This is a genomic window from Proteus mirabilis ATCC 29906, assembly GCF_000160755.1.
Lineage (GTDB): Bacteria > Pseudomonadota > Gammaproteobacteria > Enterobacterales > Enterobacteriaceae > Proteus > Proteus mirabilis.
The window spans coordinates 91,890-113,702 of record NZ_GG668583.1 but is presented as its reverse complement, the minus strand read 5'-3'; the positions used below and the strand labels follow the sequence as shown (position 1 = coordinate 113,702).

The following is a 21,813-nucleotide window of genomic DNA, read 5'->3' as shown; positions in this document are numbered from 1 at the left end:
AAGTCGCATATCTGATGATATAACATTCATCATATCAGAAGAGAATGGGTAGCCATTAACCACATACATCCCCCCAATGAGGCGAATAGAAAGCTTATTCTACTCACAAAGTGAGGCGAATAATCACGATATTTGACTCATGCTCCTGCAATTAGGCGTTTGATAAGTTGTGTTTTAATTAATGGAGGTGCTTTCACTACGTTACCAGCTATCTTAGCTGTCATGATTTCAAAGGCTTTTTCTACCAATAAGGTTTCATCTTGCTTCATTGACCAGACATTATTGGGTAAAAAACTTAACATAACGTGATCATCAAAAGTACCTATATTGATATGTGCGGGAATAACACCTTCTGTTTGGCGAATAGCACTTAATACGCCTTCTAAAATGGGCAGTGATGAGGCAATAAAATGACTGGGGATCTGCCGATGTTGTTCAAGATATTGCTTCATCATCCGTTCACCATCTTTGGTGGTGTTATGTTCTGCATAGGAAACGGTTACATGGCTTTCATCACCATAATGGGCTTTGATCGCCTGAACATAACCGCGCAAACGGGCTGCAATAGTAGGAAGAAGAGCATCACCGGCAAAAAAGTGGATTGGCGCATCTTGCTGTATCATCGCTTTCGTTAATTGTGCACCACTATCACAGTTATCAGACGCCACGCAAATTGCATTACTAACAGAAAAATCTCTATCTAAGAACACTAAAGGCTTTTGACGATGTTTAACGTGATGTTGCTGATTTTTTCGACTCGCTGAAACAATAAAAATCCCATCAACATTACGCTCATCCATAGACTTTACGAGCTTATTTTCATTTTTAATATCACCATAGGTACAACTTATCATCAGCTGGCAACCAATTTGGTGACAATGCATCTCTAACTTTTCCGCTAAAGCAGCAAAGAAGGGGTTGGACAGCCGAGGAATAACCAGACCATAGGTATCTGTTTTATTGAGTTTTAAGCTTCTTGCCGCATGGTTAACGGTATAACCAAAAACTTCGACATAATCAGCAATTTTTTTCTGGGTTTTTGCACTTATCCGATATTGATCACCTTTACCATTGAGTACTAATCGTACTGTGGTGATAGATAAATTCAGATCATTTGCAATTTGTTCAACTGTTTTTGCCATTAATGTTCCGTCATTGATATTGCCCTCATTTTGCTAACAATGAGGGCGGATTAACCTTTATTAAGCAGATTGACTACGCCATTTTTTCCACATTGATTTTAACCCAGGTCCGACAATAGGTAACAGCAGTGTTAATAGTGCAATAGCGAGGAATGTCGCAGTAATAGGTCGTGTATAGAGAATCGATAAATCCCCTTGAGACATCATTAAAGCACGGCGTAAGTTAGATTCTGCCATTGGCCCAAGGATAATACCTATCACCACCGGAGACATCGAAAAATCGAGCTTAATCATAATATAAGCCAGTAATCCTGCCCCCATCATCACAAAAACATCAATGATGCTATGGTTAACTGAATAAGCCCCCACACTACACAACACAAAGATAATGGGTACTAATACTCTTCGTGGTACATCCATCACACGTACAAACAGTTTCATACACAAGAAGCCTAAGATACCGAGAAAAATATTCGCCATCATTAAGCCGATAAAAATACTGTTCACTTCAACGGGATTATCCGTAAATAACTGTGGCCCTAGCGCTAATCCTTGCACCATAAAAGCTCCCATAATAATCGCCGTTGCGCCATCACCGGGAATACCTAAAGTCATTAGAGGTACCATGGTGCCACCCGTCACCGAGTTAGCCCCCGCTTCCGGTGCTGAAACCCCTTCGGGTGATCCTTTTCCAAATTCTTCAGGGTGTTTTGACCAACGTTTTGCTTCGTTATACGAGATAAAAGATGAAATATCTCCCCCAGTCCCAGGAATAGCACCAATAGCCGTTCCTATCGCTGATGAACGAAAATAGGTAGGTAAAACACGTTTAAAATCGAGCCACGTAGGTAATACACGATGAATACGGGCATTAATTTTCTCGCTTTTCTTCTGCTTGCGCTCACGATACTCTTCTTCAAAGCTAATCAAGCCTTGAGAAAATGCAAAGAGTCCCACGAGGATTGGAATAAACGAGACGCCCCCCATAAGATACACGGTATCAAACGTAAAACGTGGCCCTGCTGTCATAGGATCAAGCCCGATAGTGGCAATTGCAAGACCAATCGCGCCCCCCATTAATCCTTTCACAATCGATTGCGATGATACACTGGTAATAATACTTATGCCAAATACCGCAAGAGCAAAATATTCAGCAGCAGAGAATCCCGTCGCCACTTTTGCCAATTGAGGAGCAATAACAATTAAAGCGATAGTACTAAATACACCACCAAACATCGACCCCATGGTTGATAAGCCTAATGCTCGCCCTGCTTCACCTTTTTTAGCCATCGGATAGCCATCTAAGACGGTGGCTGCAGATGCAGGTGTGCCCGGTGTACTAATTAATATCGCGGTAATGGAGCCACCATAAACAGCCCCACAATACATTCCCAATAATAATAAGATCCCCGTCATTCCTTGAAAGGAGTAAGTCAGTGGGAGTAACAGTGCAATGCCCATATTCACTGTTAAACCCGGTAATGCGCCGATAATAATCCCCGCGAAAACCCCTAACAGGATCATTGTTATCGTTTCTAAACTAAAAACGACCATTAAAGCATCTAAAATTTCCATACCAAGGCTCCTTTACCGCTTACTCAAAAAAGACAGAGGTTGGCAGAGGTGAATTAAAAATAATGTCAAAGAAAACATAAACCGCGGCTACAATCACAATCGGGATCACCACCATGGCAATAGGTTTCCTCTCATTCATCAACCACATAATGATTGGGATAAGAAGCAATGATGGAACAATAAAGCCAAATAGATATAAACCTGTTGCATATAGCAGCATAAAAATGCCTAAGCCATAAGCACGCTTAACTGCGGTCGAACTTAAATCTACGGACTGGTGTACATGTTTAATTTTATCAACCACGACACCTATCCATTGAAAAATCCCCAGTAAAATAAATAAGATGGCTAAACCGTAAGGCCAAAAACGCTCCCCAGGTACACCATATTCATCAAACATACTCATATCACGGGAGAGATAGATAATAAGTAGCCCAAAAGCTACTGAAATCGCACCGATGATTGTATTGATTTTAGTCATGTCGGGATCTCCCCGACCCTATCCGACTTGCGGATAGGGTGGTTTATTATAGAAAGGTTATTTTTTCAGGGTGGCTGAGATTAATTCAGCATACATCTCATGATCTTCTTTCATCATTTGATACGCATCGTCACCGACGATAAATACTGGCATAATACCTTGTTTTTTCAATGCTTCTTGATATTCTGGTTTTTGAACCACTTCTGAAAATGCCCCCACTAACTCATTTTTAACGTTATCAGGCACACCTGCTGTTGTGGCTAATACAGCCCATGCGCGCATTTTCACGTTGGTATCGAGATTTAAGGCTTCTTTAAAGGTTGGAACATCCGGAATAAGTGGGAAGCGACGTTCATCCATCACACCGAGAATGCGCAAAATACCCGCATCAACTTGTGATTTAACCGCACCGGGTGTGGTTAATACGCCATCGATATGATCGCCCACTAATGCAGCAATAGAGGGGCCTGTACCTTCGTTATAAGGAATATGATTAAACTTAGTTCCCGTAGTACGTTCGATATTCACCCCCGCGAGGTGATAAATAGCTCCCATACCTGAGTTACCAATTTTTAATTTACCAGGGTTCGCTTTTGCTCCGGCAATAAATTCTTCCAATGTTTTATAAGGTGAATTAGCATTCACCACGAGCACAACCGGATCAGCAATCGTTGTCGCAATCGGGGTAAAGTCTTTATAGGTCACGGGTGACTTACCTTGATGTGGGAACATCGCTAATTCAACCGTCGTCATGACTAATTTAGTGCCATCAGGACGCGCATTTGCCACTTCAATTAACCCAGTTAAACCATTACCTGCGGGTTTATTAACCGGTACAAAGATACGCCCTGCTGGCATCACATCTTTAGCAAATTCAATGATAGTCCGTGCAGAAGTATCAGTACCTCCCCCCGGGTTTTTTGGGATAACCACATCAATATTTTTAGTAGGATACGTTAACTGTTGGGCTACAGCATTCCCCATGCCCAATGTCATCGTAAGCGCCAACGCTGCGAGTAGACTCTTTTTCATAAAACCCTTTCTCCACATTTTTATTGAGTAGCTATTAACTGCTGATAAACAATGTTTTTTCTGTTCCAAGTAAAAGTCACATGTAGGGTATTGTTTTCAGCAATAATAGCCGGATATGAAAATTCGCCTTCCCCATCGAGTAAATCGAATGGTTCAGACCAAGTACTGCCATTATCGGATGAAAGACTGACAGAGATAGGATAACGACGACTCCAGTTGCCTGAATTCGGGTTATATACCAATGCCAACAGACCATCTGCGAAGGAGACGACATCAATGCCGCTATTATTATTTGGTAAGGTTGTTGCATAAGCCGGACACCAACTGCGCCCATAATCCGTTGAATCGCTACGATAAATTTTACCGCGCGTACTGCGCATCATGGCATGCACATGTCCAGGCTGAGATCCCCATAGTGTTGGTTGTATCACGCCATCCCATTGAAAAACACGTTGTAGATCAGTCTCCCACAAGGCATCGTCCTTTAGCCCTTGCCAGATTTCATGCTCCGCTTGCCCTCCTTGATGATGGGCAATCGGAATATCCACTCGCTGCCAGTGTTGACCATTGTCGCTAGAAATATCGACAAACGCATCCCAGTATCGATCATCCTCCACCGACCCCGGTGCTAACCACTCGCCGTTTGACATCACTAATACTTTGTTTTTCACAGGACCTCTAGGTGTTACATCACCCGAAACCAATTCACTTGGTAAACTCCAGCTATTTCCGCCATCCTTCGAGATAACGTATTGGGTCGTCCAACTATGTACATCAGGACCCGTTTTATAAAACAGCCAGATATTACCTGTTGATGGGTCAACATGTAAAACTGGATTCCAGTGCGCAACACCTGGATTTTTAACCACAGGTTGAGCGGGTTGCCAATCATTTCCCTCTTTTATCGCCAACCAGATAGCGGTATTACCGCTACCCTCTTTATCGCCAGCAAAAAAAGCGGTTAATAAACGCTCAGAGTTAGGCACACGCACAATCGTTGAAGCATGGCAGTGATTAAAAAGTGAATGTGCATTATCCAGCACAAACTGGGTTTCCTTCATCACGAAAGGCATATTCCTACTCCTGTGTCCTAAATTAATTTAACGAAAGCCACTTCTTCATATTTTCACCCAATGCCGTCATGCTATTAACAGCAGAAGGGAAAAATGAGTTTTCAAACTGACTACTATTACGAGAGCGGCAAACCAGTGTCGCGAAATTGCCGATCAGGCGCTGATGATATTTAGCGCAGGCAGGATAATCCAGCGTTTCAGTCATCGCAGCTGTTGATAAATAATCAGCTAATAGCGCAGCTTGCTCTGGTTTATCCTGCCAATTTTCATACAGCCAGACATAAAGTTCGGGGTGGAAGTTAGCCATAACACCACTATATGCTTGGCATCCTGCTTGGAATGACGCTAATAAGGTTTGACTATTAGCATTGGCTAGATGCAAACGACTTCCTTTTGATAATGCTAAGCGACGTTCTATGAGAGGAAGAGAACAGCAAGTATCTTTAATAAAGGTAAAGCGATTACTTTGTGCGCACCACTCTACTATCTCTTCAGATAACAAGCGTTTGTAAGGATAAGGGCATTCATAAATACCCAAATCAATCTCTTTAGGTACAGCATGGGTTAAGGATTGTAGCGTTTCCAGCGCCTTATCATCAGACTCGCCCACTTGCGCTAAGCGATTACTGATCATAATAACACCATCAACGCCGGTACTCGCCATTGCCTGCAGTTGTTCTTTTTGCTGGCTTAAGGCCGTTGCCGTATGGCCAGAAGCAACAACAGGTACTCTTCCATCCGCTTTTTCAACGATAAAGCGGGTGAGTGCTTGTGTTTCTTCATCACTCAAATAAAACATTTCGCTTGATTGACAGGCGGCAAATAACCCATGTACACCTGCATCGATATACCAATCGACAAGGCGCTCTAATGACGCCCAATCAATCTCTCCTTTAGTATCAAAAGGAGTGAGCATCACAGGCCAAACACCAACGTATTTTTGCTGACTCATTATAAATTCCTTACAGTAAATTAATGGCATCACCTGCCACTTTCACTTGAATACCTTGAGTCAGTGCTTGAGCAACAAAGGCTTGTAGCACAAACGCCAATTTATCGTCATCAACATAAGCCACTGTAATATGGTTACTTTGATGTCCCGCCATAAGATCATCACGAGTTACACCATCTAAAGTACAGTTGAGTAATGGCCATTCGTAGTTAGTGGCTCGACGGCGACGTTCAAACTCTGCCTCCGGTAATTCCACCGCCATACCTGTACCAATATGCATAATCACATCTGTACCTTGATAGTGTGCACGTGCCCATAACAAACGCCCTGCTTTACCTTGACCCGCTATAGTTGATCCCCCTTTAGGGAAAAACATAGCTGGCTGACGGTAACCTGTTGCGCCTTTGATCCCACCTTTAAGGTGTTCAAAAGGCACAGAGCCGGAAATTTCCATATCCCAGTAGAAGGTTCCCTGATACTCACTCCCCCAACGAATATCGTGTAATGTTGTTTCTGCAGGCAAGCCTAACGAGGTTAATAAACGCCATAACATCGTTTGTGGAATAGCTGTACCCATATCGACTTCGTTGATACAAGGGATCGGTGTGTTAGGGCTGATAATGTCGCCATTTTCATCCGGTAACGGGAAGCGTGCCGTTGACCCAATTGCACCTTCGGCAAAATCAGAGGCAGGACAACAATCTTTCAATCCTTGCTGATATTGCACGCCTACAGCGGTTAAGCCAAAGCGTTTAACGAAACGCGCCATTGCAATCATCATGGCACACTGCTCTTTCACCTGTTCACGAGTCAGTTCAGTTTTATCATCTGTACCAAACTTAAACGTCATGCCATTATTTTCGTACCATTGCACACACTCTTCTCTTAATGCATCAGGTACTTTTGCCATTTCGACCAATAATGCAGATTGAGAGAGTGATTCAATGGGCATACCAATATCGATCATTGCCTGTTGTGGGAAGACCCCATTAATCATTCCCATACAGAATGTATCGAACAAACCTATTATTTCTTTATTTTTAATTATATATTCGCCGACTTTTCGACCCACTTCGCCAGCTTCTGTCGCCATTACCCTGTGTGTTGGCGCAACTTCTTTAAGATAGCTAAGCTGATGATTTACATAACCATATTTCAACCATGTAGCTAAGCCATCAATAAAAAATGTATCGTCAAAATTTTCTGACCATAAGCGTGAATAATTTTTACCTAAACTGGTTAACGTCCCCGCTAAACACAACATGCCAACTAGCCCCGGCCATGTACCATCAAAATTAGCCAGCAACAGAATTGGCCCGCGATGATGCGCTAATGAAGAGGCAATATGGTGTGAGTATTGCCATGCGGTTAATAGCACAATAACGGGTGCATCAGGATCGATAGCCGCAAACATATCGCAACCTTCACGCTGACTACTGATAAAACCATGGCCTCGTGCTTCATCAATTTTATGTGCACGTTTCATGGTGTAACCTTGTGCTTTTAATGCAGCGGCTAGCTTATCTTCAAATTTTTTCTGCACAGGCCAGCATGTTACGTTTGCAGGCTCACGTAAGTCTGCATTAGTAACCATCAGGATCTCATTAGCTTCTGCACTGATAACGTCCGGTAATTTTGGTAGATTTAAGTTCAACATAAGATATCCCTGGTAAGGTAAACTCGATTCATAATCGGAAAAATTTATGGTCAGCAATCTGCCATCATGTCGTTATAGCGCTGCTGATCTTGATACATCTGTAAATAAACTTGGTATTTCGCTTGATGGAAAGCAAAGGTGTCACTATCAGGTGTAATAACGCCGCCTTCTCGTACCATGGTATTTGCTGCTTGAGAAAAGTTATTAAAGGCTTTACATGCCACGGCGCCTAATAAAGCAGCGCCTAGATTCACCGCATCTTCTTCTTGCGCTAAATGGATCTCACGACCTGTTGCATTGGCATATTCACGTAACCACAGTGGATTTTTGGTCGCTCCCCCACACATAACAAGGCGATTAATTTGGTGCCCTGCATCTTCAAGGGTGTCAATAATATGGCGAGTGCCATAGGCAATAGACTGCAGTGTCGCAAGATAATAACGAGCCAAGGCAACCCGACCACTTTCAAGGGTTAATCCACTGACCATTCCTTTGGCGGCAGGATTAGCGCGTGGAGAGCGATTGCCATGATGGTCAGCTAAAACATGAAATTGTGCTGTTGGATAAGGTTCATTTTCTTCCAATTCAGCGACGGCTTGGTTTAATAAGGTATAGTAACTAACACCTTTTTCTTTCGCTTCTTGTTCTAAGTCAGCCCATGACTCATGACGGCGGATAGACCATTCAACGAGCGCACCGGCAGCACTTTGCCCCCCTTCGTTTAGCCATAACTCTGGTAACATTGCGCCAAAGTAAGGCCCCCACACCCCGGGCACCATAATCGGGTATTGGCTGACAATCATATGGCAGTTAGATGTACCACTGATAATGGCCAAACTTCCCTCAGGTTGTGATGCGGTTAACGCCAACCCACCCGCATGAGCATCAATAATGCCACTAGCAACTATGACGCCAGTATGTAATCCAAAAGCCTCAGCCACAGAGGTCGTTAAACATCCGGCCGATTCACCTAAAGCCAAAATGGTTTGTGGTACTTTTTCTAATAATTCATCCAAACCTACATCAGCTAACAAGCTTTCACTAAAATGCCCTTGGTGTGCCAAATAGTTCCATTTACACGTTAATGTACAGATACTGGCAACATCAGCAGTGGTTGCTTTCCACACTAAAAAATCAGCTAAGTCAAAGAATCGCCAGACATGTTTATAACGCTCCGGATAGTGATTTTTTAACCATAGAATTTTAGGCAATTCCATTTCAATGCTCACTTCGCCCCCGACATACCGCAAAACGGGATCGTTAGTCAGATTAATGGTCACTGTTTCTTGTACTGCCCGGTGATCCATCCACATAATAATATCCTGCTCAGGTTTATTACTGGGTGAAACCGAAAGTGCTTGCCCTTCTTTACCAACGGCCACTAAAGAGCAGGTGGCATCAAAACCAATAGACTTCACATGGAGAGGATCGATGGCTGATAATTTCACCGACTCTTTTACAGTGGTGCATACTTGTTGCCAAATATCAGCGGAAGATTGCTCGACAAAATCCGTTTTCGGGCGAAATTGTGCAATTGGACGCACTGAAAAGCCCAGACGCTTTCCAAAGCTATCAAATACTGCTGCACGGACACTGGCTGAGCCAACATCAACGCCAATAAAATATTGTTGTTCCATGCGAACCCTCATCATTTGCTAACGCTATGCTAATTTTTGCTACTTCGAGTTAGCAAGTTAATTCGAGCATGGAGAAAAAACAATCACAATAGGATTGGTTTGTGATGCAGATCTACATCAATAATTTAATACATTGATTTAGAAAGAAATTTATTTATTTCACTTTGTTCACCATTTTAATAGCGAACTGAAACGATTATGTTCGTTATAAAACAAACGAACATTTAACTATCAATGAGAGTAAAAACCGTGGTTAACATATTAATATCACTATCAATATAGGATGTTATTAAAATATACCTAACTAATAGTAAAATTTATTTTTAAAAAGAGTAATATGTTAAAAATAACCATTTTTCTATTTTTATCATATTCAATCATTTTATTTTTAATAGACTAATCTTTAGTTATATATTCACTTTTGGAGTATTAAATTATGTTGAAAAATATTGCTATCAGTCTTTCTTTACTTCTTATCACTTCTTCGGCTTTTTCAGCCACACTGGCAGAAAGAGAATTACAACAGAAATTTGAAGAAAATATTCAATCTCGTGTTGTTGACTTAAATAAAAGCTGTGATGCTAATATAAAAGTTGCGTTTGATTGGTCGGCATTTACTGTTGAGGATCTAAAAACAACAGGTATTGATGGTTATTGCAGTGAAGGGTTAAAAGGTGTCATTAATACCTGTGAAAGCTAGAAAATAGCACAAGAAACCGTAAAAGAGAAAATACAGAATATTACCTGCTCTAAAGCGTCACCTCGTAGTATTGAACTTAAAGATGGGACACTGAATTTTGGTATTGATTTTAATGCTGCAAATGATGCCAACGCTATTCAAACGCATTTAATGAATAATCTCTAAATAGAGTAAATACAGCAAGCAATGATGCGATAATACATTATTGCTTGTTGATTAAATAACAGATTGAATTAATTTTTTAGCATAAGGATGAGTAACAGTACTTAATTTATTTATCTCGCATAATTCAATTTGTTGACCTTGTAAAATAAACATGACTTTATCGCAAAAATAAGTCACTGTTTGAATATCATGACTAATAAAAAGATAGGATAATTGGAGTTCCTCTTTTAATAATTTTAATAAATCCAATATTTCAACTTGTGTAGGTATATCGAGAGAGCTTATTGCCTCATCTAAAATAATTAGTTGTGGGTAAGATGCTAACGCACGACATAAGCAAACTCGTTGAGCTTGCCCACCAGACAATTCAAAAATATAACGCTGATAACAACTTTTAGGTAATTGCACCTTCTCTAAAAAAGAAAAAATAATTGTTTCTAACTCGTTATGACGGAGAGTCGGATTAATCAGTTTAATAGGTTCAGCAATCATTTCACCCACTGTAAAAGTCGGATTGACTGAAGCGATATGATCCTGAAACACAATACTTATTACACCTTGTCGATAACATCGTTTCGTCACTGGCTTATCATTTAAATAAATAGCCCCTTGATCAGGTAATTCTAAGCCACTGATTAACCGTGCAAGGGTACTTTTTCCACTGCCACTTTCTCCAACTAACCCGAAAGCTTCACCCTTTTGTATATTAAAAGAGAGCGCATCGAGAATAGTCACTTTTTCTTTAAAAAAGCGCGCCCCTTTTTGATAATAATATTTACTGACGTTGTCTACTCGTAATAGCATTCGATCCTCTTGTTGTTTATCGCCGTTTCATGCTGATCACCGAGCATAAAGCACCTGTGCAAAACGTTGGGAAAGCTTAGCTCTAGCCTCAATTAAATAACGGGTATAGGCTTGCTTAGGTGTATCTAATACGCTGTTTTTGTCACCAAACTCGATTAATTTTCCCTCTTTCATCACTAAAATATCATCAGCAATCTGACTGACTAATCCTAGATCATGGGAGATAAAAATTAAGGTGGTGTTTTTAGATATCGTGATACGTTGCAATAGCTGTAATATTTCTCTGCGCAAGGGAGCGTCTAATGCGGTAGTAGGTTCATCAGCAATTAATAACCTTGGTGATAACGCCAAAGCCATGGCAATCATCACACGTTGTAATTGCCCCCCACTTAATTGGTGAGGAAATGCCTGCATAATCATTAAAGATTGATGCTCAAACACCTCATCCAATGCTTGTTTAGTGGCATTGAATGCTTGTAATTTAGTATAAGAAAAATGGTAAATTAAAGTTTGGCTAACTTGCTTGCCTATTTTTATCAACGGATCAAAAGCACTCATGCCGTTTTGCACAATCATACCTAGCGATGTCCCTAATAGGGCACGCCGTTGTTGCTCTGAATATAAATGAAGGGGCTTTTCATCAAAAAAAATTTCTCCCGATAGTGCAAGTGTACTTGGAAGTAAGCCAATAATGGCTTTACTGATTAAGCTTTTACCACTACCACTCTCACCGACAATAGCTAACGTTCGCCCCTGTTTAAGGCTAAAGGAGAGATTATCTACCCGCTTTTTTTCGCTGTGAGGATCATAGATTGAGACTTGATTAAGCGTCAGTAAATTGTTCATATTTATCCCCGACTGATTGACGATTATCGGGGTCGAACACATCGCGTAAAAAATCGCCCCAAAAGTTAAATGCCGTAACAACAACCGTAATCGCTATCCCCGCAGGTAGCATTTGTTCGGGATGTAATACCATGACATTTTTTGCTTCACTCAGCATATTACCCCATTCTGGGGTGGGTGGCTGTACCCCTAACCCCAGAAATGAAAGAGCAGAGATCATTAAAATAACACTACCAATATCACTTGAGGCTAAAACGATAGTTTCAGCTAATGTCACGGGTAATAAATGGCGTCGTAAAATATGTGTTGGTGGTGCGCCAATCACTTGAGCATAAGCAATATAGTGACGATGTGAATATTGTCGAACAATGCCTCGTATCATTCTGGCGTACCAAGCCCATTTAACCAAGATCACCGCAATCAAGATGTTACCTATTCCAGGCCCCATTATGCCCACTAAGGCTAAGATCATAATTTCCGCAGGAAATGACAATACCACATCACATAAACGCATAATCACTGTATCCGTTTTACCGTGAAAATAGCCCGCCAACATCCCCATTAGCCAACCGATCAGCAGTGTTATACCCATCGCATATATGGCATAAAAAACGGTGGTTCGAATACCAAAGAGTAAACGTGAAAACACACAACGCCCTAAATTATCTGTACCCAGTGGATAGTGAAAGCTGATTGGCTGAAATTTTAAGCGTATCGATGTTAAAGTGGGATCATGAGGTGCAAACCAAGGTGCGCCTATTCCGGCGATGGTAATCATCACTATCACCAATAAACAGAGTTGTGCACTTTTATCTTGCGCAAGTCGTTGCCAGAATAACCGCCACATTGTTACCGCCTTAGACGAGGATCGACTTTCATCTGAATGATATCTATCAGAAAATTAAAAAAGAGAAATAACAATGACATCATTAAAATATAAGCTTGTATCATCGGATAATCGCGTCCAAATATGGCACTAATACACAGTCGCCCCACCCCAGGCCATGCAAAAATATTCTCGATCACGACCGTGCCCGCGATAAGTTTCGGAATACTCATTCCTAGCGCCGTCAGCGCAGAAGCGAGTGAATTACGTAATATATGGCGACGCAAAATCAGCTTATCAGGTAATCCTCTTGTTCGGGCATAAAATACATAAGGCTGATGCCATTGATTAAGCATTGCGCCCCGTAACAAACGTAAATAAGTGCCGATATAACCTAAAGAGAGTGCAAATGCCGGTAAAATGACCGATTGTGGTGTCAACATACCACTGACAGGTAACCAATCTAAATGAACCGCCACCGCCCAAATTAACAACAACCCTAACCAATAATTAGGAATTGCGGTTAACACAAAAACAATCAGCCGAATACTTTTGTCTATCAAGCTATGTGGTTTTGCCACACACCATAAGGCTAAAGGTAACGCGATAATAAGCGTAAATAATAATGCGGTAGCCGCTAACCAAAGCGTGGGGGGGAGAGCAGTTAACATCTCTTGTATCACCGGTTTTCGGGTCAAAAAAGAGGTGCCAAAATCCAGTTGAAATCCCGCTAAAAGCCATAAAAAGTAGCGTGTGAAAAAAGGCTTATCTAAACCAAGCTCACGGCGCATACCTTCAATCGCTTCGGGCGTCGGTACAATTTCGTTAACACGCAAAGCCACTTCTGCCGGATCAGACGGTGCTAAATTCAGCAAAACAAAGGCAATAAACGAAATAATCAACACTAGTGGCAATATCGCCAATAGGCGCCAACATAGATAACGTAACATCTGCTTTAACCAATATGGCACCGGATCAGTGCCATATTGAAGTAACCTCTTAAATTAATCGGTTATTCGGCTTTAAAACGCATCTTTTCAAAAGGTATTTCATATTGAGATGGATTAAAACCAACGTTTTCCAATTCACTACGGTAAATCGCTTTAGTACGCGAATAGGTTAATGGTATATAGACGGCTTGCTCCGCTAATGAGGTAAATAAGCGTTGATATAATGTCTGACGGCGATGTTCATCTGGCGTAATCAACAACTCGCCAATCATCGCATCTAATTGTGCTTTATTGGCTAACCCTTTCTGTCCCTGGTAATCAGCATGAGCTGGAATTCTAAAGGATGAGACAAAAGAGGCGGGATCGTAAGGTGTTCCCCACGAAAGAGAATACTGTAAATCGAAATCACCACTTTTCTGTCTATCTAAAAAGGCCTGTTTCTCTTCCCCTAATACCGTCAGTGCAACGCCAATTTTCTTAAAATCATCTTGCAATAGTTCGGCTATCTCTTTTTCAACCGCATTATTCACATTATAAGAGAGCAATAACTGCAACGGTTTTCCCTGTTTTTCACGCACTGTTTTACCCGCAGGTAATAGCCAGCCTTCCTCTTCTAATAACGAGGCAGCTTTTTCCGGTTGATAAATATAAGTTGGTGAATCAAAATCGCAATAAGGTACACTTCTTGCCATTAATGTATCAGCGACTTTTTCACTTCCCGCTAAAATACCTTGAGCAATCCCTTCTTTATCAACGGCATACTCTAATGCTTGGCGTACTTTTTGGCTTGAAGTAATAGGGCGACTACTGTTGAGCACAATAGCACGAGAAGCAATAGGTGCACTCATTTGTGTTTTAAATTTATCAGATGCCATTAATGCGTCAAAAGAGTCCATATCTAACATGTCGCCATCTGCACCAAAAATTAGCTGAATATCTCCTTTTTGTAAGGATAATAGCATTGTCTGTCTATCGGGGATCACTCGCCACATCACCCCAGTTAATGCTGGTTTTTGCCCCCAATAATGAGGGTTAACCTTAAATTCAGCATATTGATCTTTCTTATGTTCCGTGAGCACCCAAGGCCCCGTACCAATATAATGACTCACCCCTGTTTTAGTTTTACCGTTAATAAATGATTTAGGTGAAATAAAACGAAATGGGCGAGTTAAGCCAAGTTCAGTTAAGGTTGGATAATAGGGATTTTTTAAATTTAGCTTAACAGTATACTGATCGATAACCTCGACACTGTCGATTTGACGTACCAATTCTAGCCATGCATGACGCTGATAATTATCTAATACAGCCTCAATATTAAGTTTTACCGCTTGCGCATTAAAAGGTTCGCCATCACTAAATGTAACGTCTTGGCGCAAGAAAAAGGTATAACTTTTACCATCCGGAGAAATTTCCCAGCGTTGTGCTAAATAAGGTGCAACACCCTTATCGGTATTTAAAACCAAGGGTTCAAATACCATGTTTTGTGCAGCCATTTCACCGGAATAAAGATGGGGGTTAATATCACGGATATCTTTTGTACTGGCATAATCCAATATATTATTACTTTGATTGGCAAAAGCAGGAAATACGCACGCCAATGTTAATAATAGTGTAGGAATAACTGTAAATAGAGGTTTCACATTATTTTCCTTTTATCATTCTCATCGATTATTTTTCTGAGCATGGATCATAAACATAGGGGTTGAGCCGTAATTAATTTTTTCTTCTTCATCCCAAACGTGATCACCAATACGAATATCCACGCTATAACGAATAAAACCGATATCTAGTAGTGTATTAATATCCCACTGTGGACGCTTAACTTGGCTTAATGGTAATTGGCGAGCAATTCTTTCCATCTCTTTTGTATCGGTATTAACATAGTGATCAGCAACTTGCTTTTGCGCCGCTCGCTCTCTATCAGCAAGAAAACCTTGCCAATATTCATCATCAAACAGATGTAAATACCAATTGGCATCAAAATTAATTAAGCTTCCCCCAGGTTTTAATACGCGAAACCACTCTTGATAAGCCTCACAGGGTGATTTTAAATTCCATGTCACATTACGGCTGACGACCAAATCAAATTGTTCATCGCCAAAGGGAAGATCTTGCACATCACCACAAACAAAGTTAATAGAAACATTATGCTGGCTGGCGTTATTTTTAGCCTCAAGCAACATCCCAGACGTGGCGTCAATTGCAGTGACTTGGTGGCCAGACAACGCTAATAAAATAGCAAAGAATCCCGGCCCCGTACCGATATCAAGAACATTTAATGTCTCCCCTTCTTTGACATGGCTTAACAATAATTGACGCCATTTTTGCTGTTTTTCACTTAATAACTCTTGCTGGTTGGCAGCACTATAGCTTTCAGCGCGGATATTCCAGTAACGGGTCACATCATGAAGTAATTGGTTATTATCGATTTTATTTGTCATCAAAAACCTGCTGTTGTATCAACATAAGAGAGGTAAAAATTCCCTAAACGAGAAAAAGAAGGGGATTGTGTGTCTTCGTCAGCCACCTTACCTTTTAGTTTCGAGATCCTCCATGTGCTATATCAATGATTTTTAGCTCTCCAAAGGCAAGCTGGCTTTCGTTGACTCACATCGATTTTTACCGAAACGCGTTATCGTAAGGTGTAAAATGGATACCAAGCAAACAGAATTTAGGCTAATACTGACGATAGAGAAGATCTAGAAACAATTTGCGCAGATAGCTTAATAACCGCTATTACGTCGCCCAAATAGTGTTCTTATTAAGGATAAAAAATAGCGGCCTTGATTTCTTCTTGCACACAAAAGCGCTATAGTGATTAGATAGTCATGTTGATTGATAATTTTCTTTTCGCTATCAATAAAGGCACTCTCATATGGATCTCATTTCACGATTAACAACCAATACCACTCGTGCTGATTTTGCCTTAGCTCATCAACAGCAATTAATACAGTTACTGATACAACACTTTCCTGCTAAATATCACACCTTGTTTGCAACCCCGCAAAAAACCGCAGAAGATACTATTGAATGGTATGGTGAATTATCCGGTCAGCCAGTGGCATTAAATGCATTGTCAGAGCAACAACGCCAAGAGATAAGAGATGCTCTCGATGATGATTTAAAAAATCTTAAAGAGCAAACGGCATTACTTGCTTCACAGCAACGCATTACCGATGAAGAGCGCCATCTGCTTGATACCGCCTCAACCCTACCCGATGCAGAGAGCATCTATATCATTAATGGAAAACCCATTATTACTTGGTGGCCTCGTACCACACCTTTAGCGCCGACTGTTGCACAAGTCACTGCTGGCTCTAGTGCAGCGGCTGCCGGAGCGGCGCTTGCAAAAATATCACCAAAAACTCGCCACCGTTGGTTACGTTGGTTACTGGTATTATTATTGGTTTTAATTGCCTTAGTCTCATGGTTAAGAGGATGTTTTGATATCAATACAACGCCTTCTATCAATAATACTTCAGCGACCGCTGTCGCAACTCACTCTACCTCAACGATGACAGCTACAACTAATACGACTAATAAGCAAGATAACCTAACAACAAATAAATAACTTAGGTATTAAATAAAATAAAAAATAGCGTTTTATATTGATATAAACGCTATTTATTTATAAAAACAAACACGCCAATAAATTATTATTTTTATATAAAAAAACCTATTTTATCTCATTTATCTTTTTTTATTCCAATTTAAACAATTGTCATTACTATAATTCACCATTCTAAATAGTAAGCAAATGGGATATTAAAAATGAAAAAACAACTATTATCAGCATTATTTATCAGTGGAATATTTTCTATTTCTACCGTTCAAGCACATGAAAATACCTCATTAGATAAAACAACAATTTCTGCAGGTTATGCACAAATAAAAATTGCCGGCCAATCAGGCATTATGCGCGGTGGTAATCTCTCTATACGTCAAGAATTCAATCAACAGCTAGGTATTATGGCAATTGCTACCTATGCGCAAAATGAATATGATTTAAATAAGCCTTTAAAACAATTAATAAAAGATGTTGATGCCCGCTATTATTCAGTGATGGCGGGGCCAACCTTGCGCCTCAATGACTATATTAGTGTATATGGTGTGGCAGGTATGGCTCAAATCGAATTTAAAGGTTTAGATACTAGACAAGTACCTGAAAGTATAATCAAGAAAAATGCTTTTAGCTGGGGAGCCGGTGTTACCATTAACCCTATCGATATGCTTTCTGTTTCCGTTGGCTATGAAAACAGCCGTTATAAAATGAATAAATTAAGTGATAATAAATTAATTATTGATGGCTTTATTGCAAATATTGGTTATAGCTTCTAATTATTGATTTAATTAAATTATAAAAAAAGCCTCTGTCATTATCAATAACAGAGGCAAATTATTTCACAGACACACTCTGGGATATTTTTAAAATACGAGATAATATTATTAAATTAAATCTTGATAAGTACCTAATTGATATCCACGCTCAGCAATCGCTTGTTTTAACGATGATTGCGTCAACACCTCTAATTCCGTTAAACGTTGGAAACAGTAACCACTCGCACGTAAAGGATTATCAATAAAAGCAGGATGTGTCATCACTTCAAGTGATTGTTCACCACGTGCTTTAGCGTCATCCAGTGTCTTTAAAAATAAGGCTTGGCTGATTTCATCACCATAGAATTGACTATCAAAACCATCACTACTAATAACCCCTTGAGTATTAAGACTTTCTTTTTGTGCCAACAGTCTATCAACACGTATCGGTAATGCTTTTTGTTGTGCAAACTCTGCCACGATGGGGAAAATTTGTTTAAACATATGCACGTGATGATGGCTGTCTATATGGTCGGGGGGACAACCAAACAACTCAACAAAGCGCTGATATTGTGCATTAAGCTCCACTCGTATCTCATCTAAAGGTAACTGCTCTTGCTCTGCCATTTGCCATAGCCATTTACCTAACACCCCATTACGCGTTAAAGAAGGGATAGGAGACAGCGGCTGTCCCATAGTCAATGTAAAATGAAGCCCGACACCAAGATGAGGTAGCTCCTTGCATAATTGTGCAGCATGCTCAATACCTTCAGCATTCACCAACGCTGTCGTTGATGTCACTATGCCATGACGATGACATTCAACAATGCCATAATTTTGCCCTCTACTCAGCCCAAAATCATCGGCATTGACAATTAACAAATGTGCCATTCTGTCTCCTTTTTATGATTTATTGAGTCTAAATCACTTAGTTTGATGCTGCTAATTGGGCAATCGCATGAGCAAAATTAGGTAAGTGCGCTTTGTGTGCTAATAACATCTCACGAGTCAGTACTTCAGCATCTTTATCGGAAAGTACCAGCGGCGTTAAATTCATCGCAAGTAATGCATCATTAAACTCACCACTAATAGCCGCTTGACTGGCTGCGATCTCAAACCCTTTGATAGTATGAATAAGCCCCAGCACTTTTTCATCAAAATGGGTTAAACGTGGATGTGGTTTGGCTCCGTCTTTACCTAAAATAGCCGTCACTTCAATTGCCCAGTCTGCAGGGATATTATCAATATGACCATGATGAGGAATATTGACGTAATGTTCCGCCTGTTTATCGTTATAAATCGCATTAATCACTTCACAAGCAGCATCAGAATAATAAGCCCCTCCACGTAATTCCAACTCTTTAGGTTTAATATTTAAATGCGGATCTTTATACAATTCAAACAGTTGTTTTTCGACTTGCTGAACAACCTTAGCCCTAGCACCACCTTTATAGTATTCCCCCATTTCAATGGCTAACATCTCTTTTTGTTTAAAGTAGTAAAGTAAATAAGAGCATGGCAACAGATTAAGAGAACGAATTAGCCCCTCACTAAAAGGTAAATCAAAAATATTTTTCACCGAGCCTGCGGTTAACGTCCCCGAAGCAACTCCTTCTAATAATTCAGGGAAACGGGATTGACCGTTAACAATTACATCTTTAATAAACACCATATGATTTAAGCCAAACAGATCAATAGAAAGCGTATCTTGCTCCGTTAGCTTAAGCACATCAGTAATAAACATTTTCATACCGATAGGAATATTACAAACACCAATAAATTTCTTAAAATTGGTATGGCGATAAACCGCTTCCGTCACCATACCTGCAGGGTTAGTAAAGTTTATGATCCACGCATTAGGGCAAATTTCTTCAACATCTTTAATAATGTCAAAAATAACCGGAATAGTACGTAATCCTTTAAATAGCCCACCGGCACCATTGGTCTCTTGGCCTAAATAACCATGGCTTAACGGAATGGCTTCATCCAATTCTCTTGCTTTTAATTGACCAACTCGCAACTGTGTTGTGACGAAATCAGCCTCTTTTAATGCCTCACGACGATCAAGTGTTTTATAAATGGTTAAAGGGATACCCGCTTTTTTTATCATACGCTGGCAAAGCGCAAAAATAATATCCAGTTTTTCTTTGCCTTCTTCAACATCAACCAACCATAATTCCGTGATCGGCAATTCATGATAACGTTTAATAAATCCTTCTAATAATTCAGGTGTATAACTACTTCCTCCACCAATGGTGACCACTTTTAACTTATGACTCATAAAATACTCCCATACAGCACAATCATGCTGTTATTTGTCTATTAATGGCAAAATTAAGGCGTAAAAATCCCTAAAGAAAATAACGTTATTTTCTTCTTTCTCTCTCTATTTAATAAAAATCAATTGATATTATTGATTGCTTTTTACGCTTAATTATAAATTAGTTAGTCTCTTTAATACTGTATAAATTCTTTCTATAACTATTTGGTGTGAGCGATGTTATCTTCTTAAAAGTCTTAATAAATAAGCTCGGGCTACTATAACCTGCATCAAAAGCAATATCGGTAACGGAGTAATTCGTAATTTCTAATTGTTTTTTAGCAAAATTAATTCGAATATCATGAATAATTTGCATCGGCGTTTTATCATAATAACGGCGAGTTGCTCGAGTTAAATACTCTTGCGATTTTCCTGATAATTGCACCATATTTGCTAATGCATTCTCCCCAAATCGGCTTTTATCATGCATTCCATCAATGGCGTCTTTTAGCCATAAGGGAATATCATCTTCAATACCATCATCTCTATAATGTCGTAATCTATTCACCACATTAAAGGTGACAATTTCAATAAATTCATTAAATTCTGTATGTCTGAAATTTAATGAGCTAATCACGGATTCAATATAAGAAAGAAACTCATTTTTTAATGCATAAACTTGAGAAGCAACAAAATAAGCGGGCAATAAAGGAAGATAATGTTTATCAAAAAAAGCTTTGCTTATTCCCACATTTAAAATACGAGTTACACCAAAGTCATAAAAACTTTGATGATGCGAGCCAATAGGAATAAAGACAAAATCACCACGCTCTAATAACACCTTTTTACCGTTAATTTCTTGATAATAGCGCCCTGTTAAAACAATAGTAAATTCATAATAATCATGCTGATGCAACCCACTGACGCTTTCTGTTTTGTTATAAATAAACACATGAAAATTCTTACCATTAAATAATTGGTTTTCATATACCATGCGTATTTCAGCTTGCGCTTTTAATGAGTGCATCATCATTCGCCTTACTTTATTTTTTCATGTAACTCGATAAGCTCTGTGACAAGCTCTCTGGCTAACATAGATGTCATTAAATGATCTTGAGCATGCACCAGTACCAAGCTCACTTTCGTTTTACCCAATCCTTGATCATCACCAATTAAGCGGGTCTGTATTTTATGAGCTTCATTTAATGCTGCTCGAGATTGTTCCATCATTTTCTTGGCTTGTGCAAAATCACCTTGCTTCGCTTTTTTTAACGCTGCATAAGCGATACTTCGTGCTTGCCCTGAATTAATAATTAACCCCATGATAATTTCTTCAAATTCATCATCTGTCGCTGAGCTATCAACACAACTCTCAATATCTAACATCATTCCCCCT

At 39.9% G+C, this 21,813-nt stretch carries 21 protein-coding genes; 3 read left to right on the top strand and 18 right to left on the bottom strand.

The annotated features are described in order from the left end of the window. Positions 1-137: 137 nt before the first annotated feature. From HMPREF0693_RS16455 to HMPREF0693_RS16420, 8 genes are read right to left on the bottom strand one after another with little or no spacing between them, the layout of a single operon-like run. Positions 138-1,142, bottom strand: a complete 1,005-nt coding sequence (locus HMPREF0693_RS16455; RefSeq protein ID WP_004246741.1) for a LacI family DNA-binding transcriptional regulator — start codon at positions 1,140-1,142, stop codon at positions 138-140. Positions 1,143-1,202: 60 nt separating this feature from the next. Then, positions 1,203-2,717, bottom strand: a complete 1,515-nt coding sequence (locus HMPREF0693_RS16450; RefSeq protein ID WP_004246740.1) for a tripartite tricarboxylate transporter permease — start codon at positions 2,715-2,717, stop codon at positions 1,203-1,205. 19 nt (positions 2,718-2,736) lie between these two features. Then, the gene (locus HMPREF0693_RS16445) at positions 2,737-3,198 is read right to left on the bottom strand and encodes a tripartite tricarboxylate transporter TctB family protein (RefSeq protein ID WP_004246739.1); all 462 of its coding nucleotides are present in this window, start codon (positions 3,196-3,198) and stop codon (positions 2,737-2,739) included. Positions 3,199-3,255: 57 nt separating this feature from the next. Next, positions 3,256-4,230 carry a tripartite tricarboxylate transporter substrate binding protein gene (locus HMPREF0693_RS16440; protein WP_223293382.1) on the bottom strand — a complete coding sequence of 325 codons (975 nt, stop codon included), beginning with the start codon at positions 4,228-4,230 and terminating at the stop codon, positions 3,256-3,258. 20 nt (positions 4,231-4,250) lie between these two features. Beyond that, positions 4,251-5,303 carry a sialidase family protein gene (locus HMPREF0693_RS16435; protein ID WP_004246737.1) on the bottom strand — a complete coding sequence of 351 codons (1,053 nt, stop codon included), beginning with the start codon at positions 5,301-5,303 and terminating at the stop codon, positions 4,251-4,253. Between the two features lie 22 nt (positions 5,304-5,325). Beyond that, positions 5,326-6,255 (bottom strand): dihydrodipicolinate synthase family protein, encoded by a 930-nt coding sequence (locus HMPREF0693_RS16430; RefSeq protein WP_004249052.1) that lies wholly within the window; start codon positions 6,253-6,255, stop codon positions 5,326-5,328. A 10-nt stretch (positions 6,256-6,265) separates the two neighbouring features. Beyond that, on the bottom strand, positions 6,266-7,912 hold the full coding sequence (locus tag HMPREF0693_RS16425) for a hypothetical protein (RefSeq protein ID WP_004246735.1): 1,647 nt from the start codon (positions 7,910-7,912) through the stop codon (positions 6,266-6,268). 50 nt (positions 7,913-7,962) lie between these two features. Further along, positions 7,963-9,549, bottom strand: coding sequence for an FGGY-family carbohydrate kinase (locus tag HMPREF0693_RS16420; RefSeq protein WP_023843633.1), 1,587 nt, complete (start codon positions 9,547-9,549; stop codon positions 7,963-7,965). 436 nt (positions 9,550-9,985) lie between these two features. On the opposite strand from HMPREF0693_RS16420, the gene HMPREF0693_RS19600 reads away from it, so the two are divergent. After that, positions 9,986-10,249: a hypothetical protein gene (locus HMPREF0693_RS19600; protein WP_004246733.1), complete on the top strand. Its 264-nt coding sequence runs from the start codon at positions 9,986-9,988 to the stop codon at positions 10,247-10,249. Between the two features lie 216 nt (positions 10,250-10,465). On the opposite strand, the gene HMPREF0693_RS16410 is transcribed toward HMPREF0693_RS19600, so the two are convergent. From HMPREF0693_RS16410 to HMPREF0693_RS16385, 6 genes are all read right to left on the bottom strand, one after another. Further along, positions 10,466-11,218: an ABC transporter ATP-binding protein gene (locus HMPREF0693_RS16410; protein ID WP_004246732.1), complete on the bottom strand. Its 753-nt coding sequence runs from the start codon at positions 11,216-11,218 to the stop codon at positions 10,466-10,468. 36 nt (positions 11,219-11,254) lie between these two features. After that, the gene (locus HMPREF0693_RS16405) at positions 11,255-12,064 is read right to left on the bottom strand and encodes an ABC transporter ATP-binding protein (protein WP_004246731.1); all 810 of its coding nucleotides are present in this window, start codon (positions 12,062-12,064) and stop codon (positions 11,255-11,257) included. Further along, positions 12,042-12,911, bottom strand: a complete 870-nt coding sequence (gene opp1C, locus HMPREF0693_RS16400; RefSeq protein ID WP_004246730.1) for a nickel/cobalt ABC transporter permease — start codon at positions 12,909-12,911, stop codon at positions 12,042-12,044. Before opp1C ends, HMPREF0693_RS16405 begins: the two co-directional genes overlap by 23 nt. 2 nt (positions 12,912-12,913) lie before the next feature. After that, positions 12,914-13,840: a nickel/cobalt ABC transporter permease gene (gene opp1B, locus HMPREF0693_RS16395; protein ID WP_004246729.1), complete on the bottom strand. Its 927-nt coding sequence runs from the start codon at positions 13,838-13,840 to the stop codon at positions 12,914-12,916. 62 nt (positions 13,841-13,902) lie between these two features. Continuing rightward, positions 13,903-15,480, bottom strand: a complete 1,578-nt coding sequence (gene nikA / locus HMPREF0693_RS16390; protein WP_004246728.1) for a nickel ABC transporter substrate-binding protein — start codon at positions 15,478-15,480, stop codon at positions 13,903-13,905. A gap of 21 nt (positions 15,481-15,501) precedes the next feature. Then, a complete protein-coding gene (locus HMPREF0693_RS16385) occupies positions 15,502-16,281 on the bottom strand; it encodes a class I SAM-dependent methyltransferase (RefSeq protein ID WP_004246727.1) in 780 nt (259 codons plus the stop codon). A 434-nt stretch (positions 16,282-16,715) separates the two neighbouring features. Between HMPREF0693_RS16385 and HMPREF0693_RS16380 the strand changes: the two genes are divergently transcribed. Both HMPREF0693_RS16380 and HMPREF0693_RS16375 read left to right on the top strand, forming a co-directional pair. Then, on the top strand, positions 16,716-17,411 hold the full coding sequence (locus HMPREF0693_RS16380) for a hypothetical protein (protein WP_004246726.1): 696 nt from the start codon (positions 16,716-16,718) through the stop codon (positions 17,409-17,411). 200 nt (positions 17,412-17,611) lie between these two features. Beyond that, a complete protein-coding gene (locus HMPREF0693_RS16375; protein WP_004246725.1) occupies positions 17,612-18,178 on the top strand; it encodes an Ail/Lom family outer membrane beta-barrel protein in 567 nt (188 codons plus the stop codon). 108 nt (positions 18,179-18,286) lie between these two features. On the opposite strand, the gene chbG is transcribed toward HMPREF0693_RS16375, so the two are convergent. The 4 genes from chbG to chbA all read right to left on the bottom strand — a co-directional run bounded on the left by chbG (position 18,287) and on the right by chbA (position 21,803). Further along, positions 18,287-19,048: a chitin disaccharide deacetylase gene (gene chbG / locus HMPREF0693_RS16370; RefSeq protein WP_004246724.1), complete on the bottom strand. Its 762-nt coding sequence runs from the start codon at positions 19,046-19,048 to the stop codon at positions 18,287-18,289. 37 nt (positions 19,049-19,085) lie between these two features. Then, positions 19,086-20,438: a 6-phospho-beta-glucosidase gene (locus tag HMPREF0693_RS16365; protein WP_004246723.1), complete on the bottom strand. Its 1,353-nt coding sequence runs from the start codon at positions 20,436-20,438 to the stop codon at positions 19,086-19,088. 160 nt (positions 20,439-20,598) lie between these two features. After that, positions 20,599-21,447 (bottom strand): transcriptional regulator ChbR, encoded by an 849-nt coding sequence (gene chbR, locus HMPREF0693_RS16360; RefSeq protein WP_004246722.1) that lies wholly within the window; start codon positions 21,445-21,447, stop codon positions 20,599-20,601. A gap of 8 nt (positions 21,448-21,455) precedes the next feature. After that, on the bottom strand, positions 21,456-21,803 hold the full coding sequence (gene chbA / locus HMPREF0693_RS16355; RefSeq protein WP_036932496.1) for a PTS N,N'-diacetylchitobiose transporter subunit IIA: 348 nt from the start codon (positions 21,801-21,803) through the stop codon (positions 21,456-21,458). Positions 21,804-21,813 lie beyond the last annotated feature (10 nt).